Source organism: Streptomyces sp. NPDC031466 (assembly GCF_055581265.1).
In genome coordinates this window covers 486908-503447 of the sequence record NZ_JBVIJT010000007.1, presented here as the reverse complement: position 1 = coordinate 503447, position 16540 = coordinate 486908, and the positions used below count along the sequence as shown (strand labels likewise).

Below are 16540 nucleotides of genomic sequence, written 5' to 3'. Positions count from 1 at the left end.
CTGCCTCTCGGAGCAACCACCGCAATCCTGGCTCAGCGCAAGGCGTCGGCGAGATAGGCGTTGCGGGTTCTGATGAGGCGGGGCATGTACCAGCTCAGAACGGTGCGGTCAGCGATGCGGCCGAGAAGTCCGAACGGCGAGGCGAATTCGATGACGTCCCTCATAACGGTGCCGCCGGTGCCGTCCGGCTCGAAGCGATGGCTGTGATGCCATCGCTTGAAGGGGCCGGACTCCTGCTCGTCCACGAAGCACCGGGGCGGGTCGTACGACGTGATGCGGGCGGTGAGCCGCCAGGTCAGGCCGAAGTGGCGCGCTTCGAAGGTCACCGTGTCGCCGAGCGAGAGGGCGCCTCGGGTCCTGCCGCCGACCGCCCGCTCCGCCGAACCGGCCATCGACCGGGTGTGCGCCTCCACGTCAAGGCACGCCTCGCACACCCGGTCCGGGGGCGCGGCGACGGCTGTCACGATTTCGAAGCGCGGCACCGGGACTCAGGACGGCGTGCGTGCCGTCACCAGCAGACGGGTCACGTCCTCCGCGCGGAGGGTGAGCGCGCAGCCCGCCGTGGTGAGCACATCGCGTTCGGCGGGGGTGTAGGGGCCGTCGGCCAGCGCGATCCGGGCGCCCTGGAGGAGCAGCGCCTCGCGGCCCGCGGGGGCGAGGTGGGGGGCCAGCGGGCCGAGCGCCTCGTGCAGTTCTATGGCGAGGCCCGGCGTGCAGTCGGCCTCGGTGGCGCGGCCGGTGTCCGCGGCGAGCGCGCCGACGAGGGCGACGAGCTGCTCCTCGGAGCAGTCGTCGTAACCCGCGGCGCGCAGCGTGCCGACGGCCGTGTCGAGGGTGGTGCGCGAGAGGGAGCCCGCGGTCGACAGGACGGCGAGGACGACGGTGTGCACGGCGTCGCGCAGCATGGCGGAGAGCCGTGTGGTGGTGGGGTGGTCCAGGACGTCGGGGTCGAACAGGTCCTGGCAGGCGGCGCATTGGACGACGGGCCCCGCGTCGCCGCGCGGCACTACGGGCAGGCCCAGCAGCATGAAGCGGCGTCGGCCGGTGAGCCGCTGGTAGTTGCGGTCGCCCCCGCAGGCGGGACAGAAGAACTCGCCGTCGCCGACGGCGTCCCAGGCGGTGTGCACGCCGACCACCCGCTTGCACAGCGCCCGACCGCGCGAGACGGGCCTTGCGGAGATACGGGCCTTCTTGCCGTTCGCTCCCCGTTCTGGCAGCACCACGCACCTCCGTGACTCCCCGGCTGCATTGCCGCGTTGGCGTGATGTTAGCCACATCGATGATGCGGCGTCAGCATCTCGTACAGGAGAGCGGTCCCGACATGGCCGGGAGATGACGCGACCCCGCCCGCCGGGGAGGCGGACGGGGCCGGTGGAACGCGGGGGGAGGGTCAGCGTGCCGCGCGGTTGACGGCCGACACGACGGCCTTCAGCGAGGCGCGCGTGGTGTTGGCGTCGATGCCGATGCCCCACAGCACCTTGTCGCCGATGGCGCACTCGATGTACGAGGCGGCCTGCGCGGACGCGCCCTCGCTCATCGTGTGCTCCTGGTAGTCCAGCAGGCGCACGTCGATGCCGACGCCCTGCAGCGCGTCGAAGAACGCGGAGATCGGGCCGTTGCCGGAACCGGTCAGGACGGTGTCCGCGCCGTCCAGCGTCGCCTCGACGGTGAGGGTGTCGACGCCGTCCGTGTCGGTCGTGGTCTGACCGTTCTTGACCTGAATCCGACCCCACGGGTTGTCGGGGTTGGGCAGGTACTCGTCCTGGAAGACGCTCCAGATCGCAGCCGGGGTGACCTCGCCGCCCTCGGCGTCGGTCTTCACCTGGATGATCTTGGAGAACTCGATCTGCATGCGGCGCGGCAGGTCCAGCTTGTGGTCGTTCTTCAGGACGTACGCGACACCGCCCTTGCCGGACTGCGAGTTGACGCGGATGACGGCCTCGTAGGAGCGGCCGACGTCCTTGGGGTCGATGGGCAGGTACGGCACGGCCCACTCGATGTCGTCCACGGTCTTGCCCGCCGCGGCCGCCCGCGCCTGCAGCGCGTCGAAGCCCTTCTTGATGGCGTCCTGGTGGGAGCCGGAGAAGGCGGTGTAGACCAGGTCGCCCGCGTAGGGGTGCCGGGGGTGGACCTCCATCTGGGTGCAGTACTCGTACACCCGCCGGACCTCGTCGATGTCCGAGAAGTCGATCTGCGGGTCGACGCCCTGGCTGAAGAGGTTCATGCCCAGGGTGACCAGGTCGACGTTGCCGGTGCGCTCGCCCTGACCGAACAGGCAGCCCTCGACGCGGTCGCCGCCGGCCATGACGGCCAGCTCGGCGGCGGCGACGGCGGTGCCGCGGTCGTTGTGCGGGTGGATGGACAGGCAGACGAACTCGCGCCGGGAGAGGTTGCGGGACATCCACTCGAAGCGGTCCGCGTGGGTGGAGGGCGTGGAGCGCTCGACCGTGGCGGGCAGGTTCAGGATGATCTCCCGCTCGGCGTCGGGCTGCCAGACGTCCATGACGCCCTCGCAGACCTCCAGGGCGAAGTCCAGCTCGGTGTCGGTGAAGATCTCGGGGCTGTACTGGTATCCGAACGTCGTACGGTCGTCCAGCAGCTTGTCGGCGTACTCCATGACCAGCCGGGTGCCGTCGACGGCGATCTGCTTGACCGCCTCGCGCGAGCCCCGGAAGACCACGTCGCGCCAGACGGGCGCGGTCGCGTTGTACAGGTGGACCGTCGCGCGGCGGGCGCCCTTCAGGGACTCCACGGTGCGCTCGATCAGCTCTTCGCGGGCCTGGGTCAGGACGGAGATCGTCACGTCCTCGGGGATCGCGTCCTCGTCCTCAACGATCGAGCGCACGAAGTCGAAGTCGGTCTGGCCCGAGGAGGGGAAGCCGACCTCGATCTCCTTGTAGCCCATGCGTACCAGCAGGTCGAACATGGCGCGCTTGCGGGCCGGTGACATGGGGTCGATCAGCGCTTGGTTGCCGTCGCGCAGGTCGGTGGAGAGCCAGCGGGGAGCGACCGTGATCCGCTTGTCCGGCCAGGTGCGGTCCGGGATGTCGACCTGCTCGTACCGGCCGTACTTGTGGATCGGCAGGGACGTGGGGCGCTGGAAGTTCGGCATGTGCGGGGCTCCTCGGAAGTGTCCTGAAGGACGGCCGACGGTCTTAGCGCAACGCCGAACTCCGCGGGGAGGGGGTCGGCCTCGACTACAGGCCCTCGCCGCGGCAGCTAAGGAGAAGCAGCCCGAATCGCATGATGTGCCGCAGCCTAGCCGAGTCGCGCCCGGCGCGCGGGCCCGTATCAGTATGCGGGACCGCGGCGGGTTAAACGTCGAGCGGTGATCAATCCCTCTATTTCAGCAATCATGGTGGCAGGTAGTGACAGCGGCATGACCCAGTGCCACATTGCCGCCATGACCGCCAAACCGACGGGCTTCGAACCCGTCTTCTGCACCATCGTGCCGCCGCACGTCCTGGACACCCTGGCCCGCAACCAGGACACGGCGCTCGCCGGACCGGCCCGCCGCACCCTGGAACGGGACGCCGTGGAGCGCACCCGCCGTCGGCTGACCACCGTGATCGGCGCGCCCGCCGTCGCCCTGCCCGAGGAAGCCGCGGCGGACAAGCCGCACCGCACCGTGTACGACGCCAGGAACCGCACGCAGCTGCCGGGCCGCAAGGTCCGCGGCGAGGGCGACAAGCCCGGCAAGGACGCCACCGTCAACCGCGCGTACGCCGGTCTCGGCGCGACCTTCGAGCTGTTCCAGAAGGCGTACGAGCGCAACTCCATCGACGGCAACGGCCTGCCACTGGACGCGACCGTCCACTACGGCGAGGACTACGGAAACGCCTTCTGGAACGGCGAGCAGATGGTCTTCGGCGACGGTGACGGCGAGATCTTCCTGGACTTCACCATCCCCGTGGACGTCATCGGCCACGAGCTGACCCACGGCGTCGTGCAGTACACGGCGAACCTCACGTACTTCGGCCAGCCCGGCGCCCTGAACGAGTCGATGGCGGACGTCTTCGGCTCGATCATCAAGCAGTACACGCTCGGCCAGACCGCACAGGAGGCCGACTGGCTGATCGGCGCCGGCCTGCTCGCCCCGCGCGTCACGGGCAAGGCGCTGCGCTCCATGAAGGAGCCCGGCACGGCGTACGACGACGACGTGCTCGGCAAGGACCCGCAGCCCGCCGACATGGACCACTACGTCAGCACGGGCCGCGACAACGGCGGCGTGCACATCAACTCCGGCATCCCCAACCGCGCGTTCTACCTGGTGGCCGACGCCCTCGGCGGCCACTCGTGGGAGCGGGCGGGACAGATCTGGTACGCCGTGCTGACCGGCGGCGAGCTGGCGCAGGACGCCTCCTTCGAGGACTTCGCGAAGCTGACGGTGGCCGCCGCGCGCCAGAAGTATGGCGACGGCGACGAGCTGAAGGCCGTCACCGACGCCTGGACCACGGTCAAGGTGCCGGTCTCCGGTGCCGCCTCCAAGACCGCCAAGACCGCCAAGAAGGCCTCCAACGGCTGACGGCGCGCTACCGGCCGCCCGCGCGGTGGAGTAGACAGGAGCCATGCGTATCCAGGTGAAGCGCACGGGCGGTTTCGCGGGCATCGACCGGCACGCCGAGGTGGACACCTCGGAGCTGGTCGATGCCCCCGAATGGCACGCCCTGGCGGAACAGGCCCTGGCCGACGGCCGGGACACGCCCCCCATCGGGGTGCCGGACGGCTTCGGCTACCAGCTGACGGTGGAGGGGCGCACGGTGTACTGCTCGGACCCGAGGCTGACCGAGCCCCAGCGGAAGCTGATCTCCCGGGTCCTCAAGGAGGGCGCGTAAGAACCTGAGCGTTGTTCACCTTTTTCCGGCCCGCCCATTGACTTCCCTGCCCGGCGCTACGCAGGATCCCGCCCATGGCAGCGACCGCGGCGAGCCCGATATCCCCCTTCCCCCGCGACTTCCTGTGGGGCGTGGCCACCTCGGCCCACCAGATCGAGGGCGCCGCCGACGAGCGCGGGCCCTCGGTGTGGGACGCGTTCACGGCCGTGCCGGGGAACGTGCAGGACGGCACGACGGCCGCCGTGGCCTGCGACCACTACCACCGCTACCGCGAGGACGTGGCGCTGCTGCGCGACCTCGGCGTGGACGCCTACCGCTTCTCCGTCTCCTGGCCCCGCGTGCTGCCCACCGGCACCGGCCGGGCGCATCCGGCGGGCCTGGACTTCTACGACCGCCTCGTGGACGAGCTGTGCGCGGCGGGCGTGCGGCCGGTCCCCACCCTCTTCCACTGGGACACCCCGCTCGCGGTGCAGGAGGCGGGCGGCTGGCTGAGCCGCGACACGGCCGAACACTTCGCCGCGTACACCGCCGTCGTCGCGGCCCGCATCGGTGACCGCGTCGAGAAGTGGATCACCCTCAACGAGCCCGCCGAACACACCCTGCTCGGTCACGCGCTCGGCCGGCACGCGCCCGGCGAGCGGCTCCTGTTCGACGCGCTGCCGGCCGCCCACCACCAGCTCCTCGCCCACGGACTCGCCGTGCGGGCGCTGCGCGCGGCGGGCGCGCGGGACATCGGCATCGCCAACTCGCACGGCCCGACCTGGCCCGCATCGGCCGCCGAGGAGGACACGGCCGCCGCCGACCTCTACGACGTACTCCTCAACCGCCTCTTCGCCGACCCGCTGCTGCTGGGCCGGTACCCGGACGGCTTCGGCGAGTCGATGCCCACCGACGATCTCGACGCCGACCTGGCGGTCATCTCCGAGCCGCTCGACTGGTACGGGATCAACTTCTACCAGCCGACGAAGGTGGGCGCCCCGCTCCCGCACGCCACCGACTTCGCGGGCCTCAGCTTGCCGCCCGAACTGCCCTTCGCGCCCCGGGAGATCGAGGGCCACCCGGTCACGGACTTCGGCTGGCCCGTCGTACCCGAGGCCCTCACCGAACTCCTCACCGCCTTCCGCGACCGCTACGGCGACCGCCTCCCGCCGCTCGTCGTCACCGAGAACGGCTGCTCGTACCAGGGGCTGGACGACCAGGAGCGGATCGCCTACCTGGACGGACACCTGCGGGCCCTGCACCGGGCCCTGGCGGCGGGCGTGGACGTGCGCGGCTACTTCGTCTGGTCGCTGATGGACAACTTCGAGTGGGCGGAGGGCTACCGGCAGCGCTTCGGCCTCGTCCACGTCGACCACACCACGCTGGAGCGCACCCCGAAGGCGTCCTACCACTGGCTGCGCGCGGCCCTGCGGGCGCGGCGCGCGTGACGCGCCGCACGCCGGATCAGGGGCGCGGCCTGAGGCCGGCGGCCACGGAGTGCTCGGCGGCCGAGGGTGTGTCCCCGGCCGCCACGGCGAAGTCCCGCAGTGTTCCGGCGAGTACGTCGTCGGGGGCGTACTCACCCAGGAGGTAGCCCGCGCCGCCCAGTTGGGCGAGGCCGTGCATGGAGCCGAAGAGCTGACGCACCAGCAGGTCGGGGTCGGCGTCCGCCCGGAAGCGGCCCGCCTCGACGCAGCGGCGGATCGCGTCACGCGGGAAGCGCAGCATGAACGTACCCATCCGCCGGTCCTCGTCGGACAGTTCGAACCCGACGAGGACCGAGCCGCCGAACATCACGGCGTACACGTCGGACTCGGCGCGGGCGAACTCCTGGTAGACGCGGCAGAGTCCGGCGAGCCCGGCGACGGGGTCGGCGGGGTCGGCGCCGCGGCACTCCTCGTTCACCCGTGCGCCGAACCGGGCGAAGCCCTCCCGCATCACCTCGCGCACCAGAGCGGGCATCGAGCCGAAGTGGGTGTAGACGGCCATCGTCGACGCGCCGACCGCCTTGACCAGGCGCCGGGCGCTCAGCGCCGCCGGGCCCTGCTCGGCCAGGACGCGCGCGGCCTCGTCGAGGAGACGCCGGCGGACCTCGGCCGGCTCTCGTCCGCCGGTTGCTCGCCCGCTCGGGTTGCCGGTTGACATCCGCGCAGCATAACGCTGTGATAGCCATAACAGCGTTATGCCGCCCTGCCGAAAAGACCGCGCGCCGCCCGTATCCGGGAATGCCGGTCCGCCCCGCGTGGTTGCCGAAAGCGGCGGGGCGCAGCGGCGGGACGGGGGTCCACCGCTGCGCCCCGCCGCTTTCGGATGCCGTGGACTTCCGGGCCCCATGGCGCGTCCCGGAGCGGGTCCGGCCTAGAAGCCGAGCTTGCGCAGCTGGCGCGGGTCGCGCTGCCAGTCCTTGGCGACCTTGACGTGCAGGTCGAGGAAGACGGGCGTGCCGAGCAGCGCCTCGATCTGCTTGCGGGACTTGATGCCGACGTCCTTGAGCCGCTTGCCCTTGGGGCCGATGATGATGCCCTTCTGGCTGGGCCGCTCGATGTAGACGAACGCGTGGATGTCCAGCAGCGGCTTGTCGGCGGGCCGGTCCTCGCGGGGCAGCATCTCCTCGACCACGACGGCGATGGAGTGCGGCAGCTCGTCGCGGACGCCCTCCAGCGCGGCCTCGCGGATCAGCTCGGCGACCATCACCTGCTCGGGCTCGTCCGTCAGGTCGCCCTCGGGGTAGAGCGCGGGCCCCTCGGGCAGCAGCGGCACGATGAGGTCGGCGAGCAGGCCGACCTGCTGGTCGCCGACGGCGGAGACGGGCACGATCTCGGCCCACTCGAAGCCCAGCTCCTTGCCGAGCTGGTCGATGGCGATGAGCTGCTCGGCCAGCGTCTTGCTGTCGACGAGGTCCGTCTTGGTGACGATCGCGATCTTCGGCGTCTTCTTGATGGAGGCCAGTTCCTTGGCGATGAACCGGTCGCCGGGGCCGAGCTTCTCGTTCGCCGGCAGACAGAAGCCGATGACGTCCACCTCGGCCCAGGTGGTGCGTACGACGTCGTTCAGCCGCTCGCCGAGCAGCGTGCGCGGCTTGTGCAGGCCGGGGGTGTCGACCAGGATCAGCTGGGCGTCCGGCCGGTGCACGATGCCGCGCACCGTGTGCCGGGTGGTCTGCGGCTGGTCGGCGGTGATCGCCACCTTCTTGCCGACCAGAGCGTTCGTGAGGGTGGACTTGCCCGCGTTGGGGCGGCCGACGAAGCAGGCGAAGCCGGCGCGGTGGACGGCCTCGGACGGCTCGGCTGATGACGGGGTACGAACGCTCATGGCGCCCATTGTCCCTGATCCCGGGAGCGCCGCCGTACCGTGCGGCCCCCGCCGCGGGCCGGGGCCGGGAAATCACCGGCTTCGCGGCGTTCGTCCCCCGTCGTCGGGACCGGCTCTACTCGCCCGCGGCCACCCGGGCCCTGACCTCGCCGTCGGGCCCCGCCAGGAACACCGGCACACCGGCCCCGCCGAGGTCCCGCACCGCGGCGAGGTCCTCCGCGGGCAGCTCCTGCGCACCGGAGACGACCGCCGCGGCCTCCAGGGACTCGGCGCCCGAGGCGACCGCCATCGCCACGGCCGTCCGCAGCGCGGACAGCCGGAGCGAGTCGAGCGCGACGGTCCCCGCCACGTACGTACGTCCCGTCTCGTCCCGCACGGCCGCGCCCTCGGGCACACCGTTGCGGGCCCGGGCCGAACGGGCGAGGGTGACGATCTTGCGGTCCTCGGGACCGAGGTCGGTGCTCTGCGTCATGGCACGAGCATAAGGAGGCGCGGACCGGTCCCCGGGCCCCGGGTGGATCAGCCCGCCACCGAGCGGATCGTCTCGCGGCGTCCCTCGGCCGAGGCCAGCCACGCCAGCTTGCCCGCCGTGTCGGTCTCGGCGTGGGGCAGCGGTGTGTGCAGCACGATGGTGAGGTCGGGCCTCGCGGGCACCTTCAGCTGCGTCGACTCCAGGAACAGCGTGCCCGCGACCGGATGCTCGATCTCCTTGGCGACCTGCCCGCCGGGCATGATGTCCCGCCGCTCCCACAGCTCGGCGAACTCGGGGCTCACCGCCTTCGCCTCGGCGATCACCGCGGCGAAGCCGTCGTCCCCGGGCTGGTCCGAGCACGCGGCCCGGTACATCGCCACCACCTGCGGCGCGTTGCGCTCCCAACTGCTCGCGCGAGCGCGGTAGATGGGGTCGGCGAAGAAGGTGAGCAGGCAGTTCTCGGAGGTCTCCGAGCGCATGCCGAGCACGGAGGCGGCCGCGTCGTTGTACATGACGCAGTTCCAGTACGCGTCCATGATGTGCGCGGGGTAGGGCATCCAGGTGTCGATGATCCGGCGCAGCCCGGCGCACATGTTCATGTCGTCCCGCGCGACCTCGGGCGGCGGCGGATTGAGTCCGGCCAGCACGTACAGATGGCGCCGCTCGGCGCCGCTGAGCCTGAGGACACGCGCCACGGCGTCCAGGACCTGCGGGGACACGGAGATGTCCCGGCCCTGCTCCAACCACTGGTACCAGGACGCCCCGACGCCGGCGAGCACGGCGACCTCCTCGCGGCGCAGCCCCGGCGTGCGCCGCCGTCCGCCACCGCCCGGCAGGCCCGCCTCCTCCGGGGTGATCCGCGCGCGGCGGCTCATCAGGAACTCCCGCAGCTCCCCCAGCCTGCGCGCCTTGGAGCTTTCCGCGGCGTACCGTGTCTCCGAGGTATCCGAGATGTCCGAGGTGTCCGCGACCGACGCTGACGACATGTGGCGCTCCCCCAAGCCCTGACTGGTGTTCCGACCACCAGCATAAGTTCCCGCTCCCCAGCGTTGTTCCGGCTGCCGCAGGCTCATGGCCATGGCGATCGACACCTCACCCGCTCCCTCTCCCCAAGCCGCACCGCCGGCGCCGCACCCCCACGGCCCCGCGCTCTCCTCCCGTGACCGGCTCGTCCTGTTCGTCCTGTGCGCCGCGCAGTTCATGGTCTCGCTGGACTTCTCCGTGCTGAACGTGGCGCTGCCGGTGCTCGGCGCCGATCTGGGCATGAGCCACTCCGCGCTCCAGTGGGCGGTCACCGCCTTCGCGCTGCCCTCGGGCGGCTTCCTCCTCCTCTTCGGCAGGATGGGCGACCTGTTCGGGCGGCGCAGGCTCTTCCTCGCCGGGCTCGCGCTGTTCGGCCTGGCCTCGCTGCTCGCCACGTTCGCGTGGGACCCGGCGTCGTTCCTGGCCGGGCGGGCGCTGCAGGGCGTGGGCGCGGCGGCCATCGTGCCCACCGGCATGTCCCTGCTGACCACGACCTTCCCCGAGGGCCCGCAGCGCGACCGGGCGCTCGGCATCTCCGGCACGCTGCTCTCGCTCGGCTTCACGGTCGGCATGGTGCTCGGCGGCGTACTGACCGACACCCTCGGCTGGCGCTCCACGATGGGCCTGCTGACCCTCTTCGCGCTGATCGTGCTGCCGCTGGCACCCCTGCTGCTGCAAGAGTCCCGCACCCCGGACCGCCCGCGCCTCGACCTGCCCGGGGCCGCCACGGTCACCGGCGGACTCCTCGCCCTGATCTACGCCCTGTCCACGGCCGCCGAACGCGGCTTCGGCGGCACCGACGTGATCGTCACGCTGGTGGCGGGCGTCCTGCTGTTCGCGGCGTTCGGCTACGTCGAGTCACGGGCAGCGGCGCCGCTGGTCTCCCTGCCCATGCTGCGGCGCCGCACGGTGGCGTGGGGCAACGTGGCCGGCCTGGTCACCTTCTCGATGATGACGACGGTGGTCTTCGTGCTCTCCCTCTACCTCCAGGAGGTGCTGCGCCTGTCGGCCTTCGAGACGGGCGTGGTCTTCGGTGTGCAGGGCGCCCTGTCGGTGGTGGCCGGGGTGTACGCGCCGAAGGTCATCGGCCGCTTCGGGGCGCACCGCACGCTGGTCGGGGGGCTGCTGGGCCAGGGCGTGTTCGTGGCGGCACTGGTCGGCGTCGGCGAGGCCCGCTGGTCGGTGTACCTGGCCACGGCGGCGGTGTCGGTGGCGAGCATGTTCCACCTGGGCGCCATCGTCGCGTACGGCGTGACGGTCACCTCGGGGGTCCCCGACGAGGAGCAGGGTCTGGCGACGGGCCTGGTCACCTCGACGCAGCAGGTGGGCATCACGATCGGCATCCCGCTGCTCGGCGTCCTCGCGACGACCACGCCGGACCTGCTCACGGGCGCCCGGACGGTCCTGCTCATCGACGCGGTGGCGGTGCTCGCGGCGGCGGCAGTGGTCTTCGCGGGCCTGCGCCGCACCACCGCCCGCGCCTGACGGTGGCGACGACGGCCCGCCGCTCAACGGCGGGCCGTCGCTGTGTGCGGCGGGCGGCGGGGCACGACGGCGGGAGCCGGCCCCGACACCAGGACGAGGAAGGCGGTCCAGGCCTCGGGGCGGAAGGTGAGCACAGGGCCGCGGCGCTGCTTGGAATCGCGCACGAGGACCGTCTCACCGGTCCAGGCGGTCTCCACGCAGCTGGTGTCCGGGCCGTCGCTGGCGCTGCTCTTGCGCCACGTCCATGAGCTGCCCACGCTTCTCCTCCACCCCGGGTGCGGAAGGCGACACGCAGCACCTCTTCCAGAATAACGGGGCGTCATACGAATATGAACGGCCCTGTTCTCGCCAAGGTTGCGCGGTCCGGGGCGAGTTACTCCTGCGCCACGGCGCCCACGGGGGCGCTGTCCACCAGCGTCTCCAGATCGTCCCGCCCTTCCTCGGTCCGCTCGGCCAGGGCCCGCAGCAGCGTGCCGACGTCGTCCTTGATGGCGAGGTCCTCCAGCTCCCAGAACCGCTCCAGGTAACGCCCGGTCTCCTCCGCGGCGTTGGTGGTGTAGGTGTCGCCGCGCGGGTTCTCCAGATAGAGCGTGTCCGGCATCTCCTCGGCGTCGAACTCGAAGAGGCTGAAGGGCCCCTGGATCCCGGCGTGGGCGCCGATGCTGAACGGCAGGATCTGGATGGTGATACCGGGTTTGGCCGACAGTTCGGCGAGCCGCTCCAGCTGGGCGCGCATCACACCGCGTCCGCCCACGTGGCGGCGGACGACCGCCTCGTCGAGGATGTAGAACAGCTCACGACCGCCCGAGGTGAGCAACTCCTGGCGGGCCAGGCGGACTTCGACGCCCCGCTCCAGGCGCTCCTCGGGGATGTGCTTGTTGTAGGAGAGCATGATCGCGCGGGCGTACTCCTCGGTCTGCAGCGGACCGGGCATCAGCAGCGCGCCGTAGTGCCTGATGATCGACGCCGAGGACTCCAGGGCGAGGAACTCCAGGAACTCCTTGCTGTACAGGTCGCGGTACTCGCTGTAGGGCATGCGGCGGCTGCCGCGGGCCAGGTCGAGGAGTTCGTCGATCTTGCGCCGGTCCCTGATCCCGTACGCCTCCAGGAGCGGGCGCAGGTCGTTGACCGAGACGCCGACCTCGCCGGCCTCGATCCGGATCAGCTTGGAGGGACTCCACTCCATCTTGGTCGCGACCTGGCGCTGCGTGAGGCGCGCGGCGGTCCGCGCCCTGCGGAGCTCGGTGCGCAGCCGCAGCCGCTGGAGTGCCGCATTCGGCACGCTCATGATGGCTCCACCCCCAACTGGACGGTGCGAGGTGCAACATAGCAGACTAGCAGCTTACTCATCGAGACCTTCCCGGGCGACAGTTCACGGCACCACCAGGAGAACCCGAGTGCGTGCAACTGGCAACAGCGGGGTCCCGGCTGGTCCGGTCAGCTATATCGCACTTTGGGAGCTGCGCATCGGAGGCTCCGAAGTAGATGCTTACTTCGGCGACCTGTCCTACAGCACTCTACCCAGGTGCGCACCCACAGGCTACGCTGGTCCGACGCACATGCACGTCCAACTGTCGGACAGGGCAAGGAGGTTGGCACAGCAGCAGCAACCCGCCCTCGGCTCACTCCTTCGAGTGTCACCACCCGCTGATTCCCTCTTCCTGGCGCCACCCGTTCGTGGTTCGCCGCGGTATCCACGACTCCCGTGGGACCAGGAAGGAGAACAGCCCGATGGCCGAGAAGCCGGACGGGCGCCGCACCATCCGCACGTGGACCGACTGGGCCGCGCTGTCGGCTCCCTGGATCAGCCTCGTCGTCGTGATCCAGGAGATCGTCGACAAGTGGGTCCTGCCCCACGTGTAAACGGAACTGGCCCCGACCTGGGGGCCGGGGCCAGATATGGCGGACGCCATCGCACGGACGTTTCCACTCCGAGTTCCTTTTGCCGGGCGGCCCGGAGTGGGAGCGTTTCGGATCCGCCTCGCACCCCATTCTGCCGCCCCTCCACGCCGATGGCGAGGGGCAGTCGGGACACTCTGCCGGGTGCGCCCGCGTACCAGGGGTCACTCAGAGGCGGTCGAGACGCAGCCGTTCCGCCCGGGGCAGGCCCGCGACCACCAGGTCGTACGAGTCCTCGATCAGCTCCCTGAGCTGCCGGTCCGGGAGGCCGCCGTCGACCGTGACGGTGTTCCAGTGGCGCTTGTTCATGTGCCAGCCGGGCACGATCTCGGGGTGCGCGGCCCGCAGCTGCGCCGCCATGTCCGGATCGCACTTGAGATTGACGGTCAGCGGGCTCCCGGCGAGGGCCGAGAGCGCGAACATCTTCCCCGCCACCTTGAAGACCGAGGTCTCCGGCGTGAACGGGAAGTCCTCCACCGCGTCGTTGAAGGAGAGGCAGAACGAGCGCAGCTCCTCGGGCGTCATCCGGCTTCCTCCTCCTCGGTCGCGCCCGCGGGCGCGACCGGCTCCACGAGCACCGTGACGATCTTGTTGCGGCGGCCGGCCGCCGACTCCGCGGTGAGGGTCAGCTCCCGGCCGTCCGGCAGCGGCACGACCGCCGACGCGCCGGCGATCGGCACGCGGCCCAGCTGCTTGGCGAGCAGCCCGCCGACCGTCTCCACGTCCTCGTCGTCGAACGCGTCGAGGCCGAACAGCTCCCCGAGGTCGCCGATGTCGAGGCGGGCCGTGACCCGGTAGCAGCCGTCGGCCAGCTCCTCCACGGGCGGCAGCTCGCGGTCGTACTCGTCGGTGATCTCACCGACGATCTCCTCCAGGATGTCCTCGATGGTCACGATGCCGGCCGTGCCGCCGTACTCGTCGATGACCACGGCCACGTGATTGCGCTCCTGCTGCATCTCGCGCAGCAGATCGCCCGCGTTCTTCGTGTCCGGCACGAAGGTCGCCGGGCGCATCGCGGTCGACACCAGCTCGGACTCGCTGTCGCGGTTGATGTGCGTCTTGCGGGCCAGGTCCTTCAGATACACCATGCCGACGATGTCGTCCTCGCTCTCCCCCGTCACGGGTATGCGCGAGAAACCGGAGCGCAGCGCGAGGGTGAGGGCCTGGCGGATCGTCTTGAAGCGCTCGATGGCGACCAGGTCGGTGCGGGGCACCATCACCTCGCGCACCAGGGTGTCGCCCAGCTCGAAGACCGAGTGCACCATGCGGCGCTCCTCGTCCTCGATCAGGGACTCCTTCTCGGCGAGATCGACCATCGCGCGCAGCTCGGCCTCGGAGGCGAACGGGCCGCGCCGGAAGCCCTTGCCGGGGGTCAGGGCGTTGCCGATGAGGATGAGCAGGGGCGGGATCGGGCCCATGATCCGGGCCAGCGGCAGCAGGACGTACGCCGCCGCGGTCGCGGTGTTCATCGGGTGCTGGCGGCCGATGGTGCGCGGCGAGACGCCGACGGCCACATAGCTGACGAGGACCATCACCCCGATGGCGACCGCCAGGGCCTCCCAGGTCGCGGTGAACTCCTGGAGGCAGGCGTACGTCACGAGGGCGGAGGCGGCCATCTCGCACGCCACCCGCACGAGCAGCGCCACGTTGAGGTAGCGGGTGGGGTCGGCGGCGACCTGCGCGAGTTTCGCGCTGCCGCGGCGCCCGGAGCGCACCGCCTCGTCGGCGCGGAAGCTGGAGACGCGGGCGATGCCCGCCTCGGCGCAGGCCGCGAGCCATGCCACGACGACCAGGGCGACGGCCCCGGCGATCAGCTGGAAGCTCATGGCGCTACGAGACGGTGGGCGCCGGGGAGGGGCCGGTGAGGCCCTTCTCGGCACGCCAGCCGTCGACGATGGCGGCCTGGAGGCCGAACATCTCGGCCTTCTCGTCGGCCTCCTCGTGGTCGTACCCGAGCAGGTGCAGCACGCCGTGGACGGTCAGGAGCTGGAGCTCCTCGTCCATGGAGTGCTGCGTGGGCGCGTCCTTGCCCTGCCGCACGGCGACCTCGGGGCAGAGCACGATGTCGCCGAGGAGGCCCTGCGGGGGCTCGTCGTCGTCCTTCATGGGCGGCCGCAGCTCGTCCATGGGGAAGGACATGACGTCCGTGGGCCCCGGCAGGTCCATCCACTGGATGTGCAGCTGCTCCATGGCGTCGGTGTCCACGACGATCACCGACAGCTCGGAGAGCGGGTGGATGCGCATCCGCGCGAGGGCGTAGCGGGCGATGTCGAGGATCGCCTGCTCGTCGACCTCGGTTCCGGATTCGTTGTTGACGTCGATCGACATGGTGGTGCTGGTCTACTTCCCGTCGCGGCTGTCGTGCTGCTCGTACGCGTCGACGATACGGCCGACCAGCTTGTGCCGGACGACATCGTGGGACGTGAGCCGGGAGAAGTGGATGTCCTCCACGCCCTCCAGGATCTGCTGGACCTCGCGCAGACCGCTCTTGGTGCCGCCGGGCAGGTCGACCTGGGTGACGTCACCGGTGATGACGATCTTCGAGTCGAAGCCGAGCCGGGTCAGGAACATCTTCATCTGTTCGGCGCTGGTGTTCTGCGCCTCGTCGAGGATGATGAAGGCGTCATTGAGCGTGCGGCCCCTCATGTAGGCGAGGGGGGCCACCTCGATCGTGCCCGCCGCCATCAGGCGCGGGATCGAGTCGGGGTCGAGCATGTCGTGCAGCGCGTCGTAGAGCGGGCGCAGGTACGGGTCGATCTTCTCGTACAGGGTGCCGGGCAGGAAGCCCAGGCGCTCGCCGGCCTCGACCGCGGGGCGGGTCAGGATGATGCGGTTGACCTGCTTGGACTGCAATGCCTGCACGGCCTTGGCCATGGCGAGGTAGGTCTTGCCCGTGCCGGCGGGGCCGATGCCGAAGACGATGGTGTGCTTGTCGATCGCGTCGACGTACCGCTTCTGGTTCAGCGTCTTGGGGCGGATGGTGCGGCCGCGGGAGGAGAGGATGTTCTGCGTGAGGACCTCGGCGGGGGTCTCCTGGTCGCCGCTGCCGTTCTCGTCCGCCCTCAGCATGGCGATCGAGCGTTCCACTGCGTCCTCCGTCATCGGCTGACCGGTGCGGAGCACCAGCATCATCTGGTCGAACAAGCGCTGGATGAGGGCGACTTCGCGGGCCGTGCCCACGGCGCTGATCTCATTGCCCCGGACATGGATGTCGGCCGCCGGGAAGGCCTTCTCGATCACCCGCAGGAGAGCGTCGCCGGAACCGAGGACGGTCACCATGGGATGCTTCGCCGGGACCGTGAAGTGGGCTCGCGCCTCGTCCTGGCCTGCGGTGGGAGTGATGGGTGTCTGCGTCATGGGCCGGCTCTGAAGGCCTGCTCATCCTCCTCGTGCGGGGCGGGGGCCGCGTGGCCTTGCGCTTCCAGGGTACGACGGCGCCGGCGCTGTGCCGTAGGAGTTTTCGTGCCGCCGCTGCACGACGGATGTTTCCCACCCACCCGTTTGCCCCGGGTCTCGTCCTTGCCGAAACCGCCTT

General features: G+C 70.8%; 18 protein-coding genes. 5 read left to right on the top strand and 13 right to left on the bottom strand.

The features are described 5' to 3' along the window. Positions 1–32: 32 nt before the first annotated feature. From ACZ5GP_RS20170 to leuA, 3 genes are all read right to left on the bottom strand, one after another. A complete protein-coding gene (locus ACZ5GP_RS20170; RefSeq protein ID WP_468752128.1) occupies positions 33–482 on the bottom strand; it encodes an SRPBCC family protein in 450 nt (149 codons plus the stop codon). Between the two features lie 6 nt (positions 483–488). Then, on the bottom strand, positions 489–1220 hold the full coding sequence (locus tag ACZ5GP_RS20165) for a TerB family tellurite resistance protein (protein WP_468752127.1): 732 nt from the start codon (positions 1218–1220) through the stop codon (positions 489–491). 170 nt (positions 1221–1390) lie between these two features. Continuing rightward, positions 1391–3112 (bottom strand): 2-isopropylmalate synthase, encoded by a 1722-nt coding sequence (gene leuA / locus ACZ5GP_RS20160; protein ID WP_468752126.1) that lies wholly within the window; start codon positions 3110–3112, stop codon positions 1391–1393. A 291-nt stretch (positions 3113–3403) separates the two neighbouring features. Here leuA and ACZ5GP_RS20155 point away from each other — a divergent pair, with 291 nt between their 5' ends. The 3 genes from ACZ5GP_RS20155 (at position 3404) to ACZ5GP_RS20145 (ending at position 6262) form a co-directional block, all read left to right on the top strand. Further along, positions 3404–4525, top strand: a complete 1122-nt coding sequence (locus ACZ5GP_RS20155) for a M4 family metallopeptidase (protein ID WP_468752125.1) — start codon at positions 3404–3406, stop codon at positions 4523–4525. A 43-nt stretch (positions 4526–4568) separates the two neighbouring features. Beyond that, positions 4569–4835 (top strand): protealysin inhibitor emfourin, encoded by a 267-nt coding sequence (locus ACZ5GP_RS20150; RefSeq protein WP_468752124.1) that lies wholly within the window; start codon positions 4569–4571, stop codon positions 4833–4835. Positions 4836–4909: 74 nt separating this feature from the next. Beyond that, on the top strand, positions 4910–6262 hold the full coding sequence (locus tag ACZ5GP_RS20145) for a GH1 family beta-glucosidase (protein WP_468752123.1): 1353 nt from the start codon (positions 4910–4912) through the stop codon (positions 6260–6262). Positions 6263–6278: 16 nt separating this feature from the next. On the opposite strand, the gene ACZ5GP_RS20140 is transcribed toward ACZ5GP_RS20145, so the two are convergent. The 4 genes from ACZ5GP_RS20140 to ACZ5GP_RS20125 form a co-directional block, all read right to left on the bottom strand. Continuing rightward, on the bottom strand, positions 6279–6959 hold the full coding sequence (locus tag ACZ5GP_RS20140; RefSeq protein ID WP_468752122.1) for a TetR/AcrR family transcriptional regulator: 681 nt from the start codon (positions 6957–6959) through the stop codon (positions 6279–6281). A 213-nt stretch (positions 6960–7172) separates the two neighbouring features. Continuing rightward, entirely contained in the window at positions 7173–8135 is a 963-nt protein-coding gene (gene era / locus ACZ5GP_RS20135) for a GTPase Era (RefSeq protein ID WP_467464725.1), read from the bottom strand. Between the two features lie 106 nt (positions 8136–8241). Then, entirely contained in the window at positions 8242–8598 is a 357-nt protein-coding gene (locus tag ACZ5GP_RS20130) for a cytidine deaminase (protein WP_468752121.1), read from the bottom strand. A gap of 47 nt (positions 8599–8645) precedes the next feature. Then, positions 8646–9473 (bottom strand): helix-turn-helix transcriptional regulator, encoded by an 828-nt coding sequence (locus ACZ5GP_RS20125; protein ID WP_468752166.1) that lies wholly within the window; start codon positions 9471–9473, stop codon positions 8646–8648. A gap of 202 nt (positions 9474–9675) precedes the next feature. On the opposite strand from ACZ5GP_RS20125, the gene ACZ5GP_RS20120 reads away from it, so the two are divergent. Further along, a complete protein-coding gene (locus tag ACZ5GP_RS20120; RefSeq protein WP_468752120.1) occupies positions 9676–11106 on the top strand; it encodes an MFS transporter in 1431 nt (476 codons plus the stop codon). Positions 11107–11129: 23 nt separating this feature from the next. On the opposite strand, the gene ACZ5GP_RS20115 is transcribed toward ACZ5GP_RS20120, so the two are convergent. Together ACZ5GP_RS20115 and ACZ5GP_RS20110 are read right to left on the bottom strand one after the other, a co-directional pair. After that, entirely contained in the window at positions 11130–11363 is a 234-nt protein-coding gene (locus ACZ5GP_RS20115; RefSeq protein WP_468752119.1) for a DUF397 domain-containing protein, read from the bottom strand. Positions 11364–11479: 116 nt separating this feature from the next. Next, a complete protein-coding gene (locus ACZ5GP_RS20110; RefSeq protein WP_468752118.1) occupies positions 11480–12394 on the bottom strand; it encodes a helix-turn-helix domain-containing protein in 915 nt (304 codons plus the stop codon). Between the two features lie 443 nt (positions 12395–12837). On the opposite strand from ACZ5GP_RS20110, the gene ACZ5GP_RS20105 reads away from it, so the two are divergent. Beyond that, positions 12838–12969: a hypothetical protein gene (locus ACZ5GP_RS20105; RefSeq protein ID WP_468752117.1), complete on the top strand. Its 132-nt coding sequence runs from the start codon at positions 12838–12840 to the stop codon at positions 12967–12969. Between the two features lie 204 nt (positions 12970–13173). On the opposite strand, the gene ACZ5GP_RS20100 is transcribed toward ACZ5GP_RS20105, so the two are convergent. Genes ACZ5GP_RS20100 through ACZ5GP_RS20085 form a run of 4 tightly spaced genes read right to left on the bottom strand, consistent with a single transcriptional unit; the run spans position 13174 to position 16362 of the window. Next, on the bottom strand, positions 13174–13530 hold the full coding sequence (locus ACZ5GP_RS20100; protein WP_468752116.1) for an MmcQ/YjbR family DNA-binding protein: 357 nt from the start codon (positions 13528–13530) through the stop codon (positions 13174–13176). Further along, positions 13527–14831, bottom strand: coding sequence for a hemolysin family protein (locus ACZ5GP_RS20095; protein WP_468752115.1), 1305 nt, complete (start codon positions 14829–14831; stop codon positions 13527–13529). The genes ACZ5GP_RS20100 and ACZ5GP_RS20095 overlap by 4 nt, the downstream gene beginning before the upstream one ends. Before the next feature lie 4 nt (positions 14832–14835). Continuing rightward, a complete protein-coding gene (gene ybeY / locus ACZ5GP_RS20090) occupies positions 14836–15333 on the bottom strand; it encodes an rRNA maturation RNase YbeY (protein WP_468752114.1) in 498 nt (165 codons plus the stop codon). Between the two features lie 12 nt (positions 15334–15345). After that, positions 15346–16362 (bottom strand): PhoH family protein, encoded by a 1017-nt coding sequence (locus tag ACZ5GP_RS20085; protein ID WP_468752113.1) that lies wholly within the window; start codon positions 16360–16362, stop codon positions 15346–15348. Positions 16363–16540 lie beyond the last annotated feature (178 nt).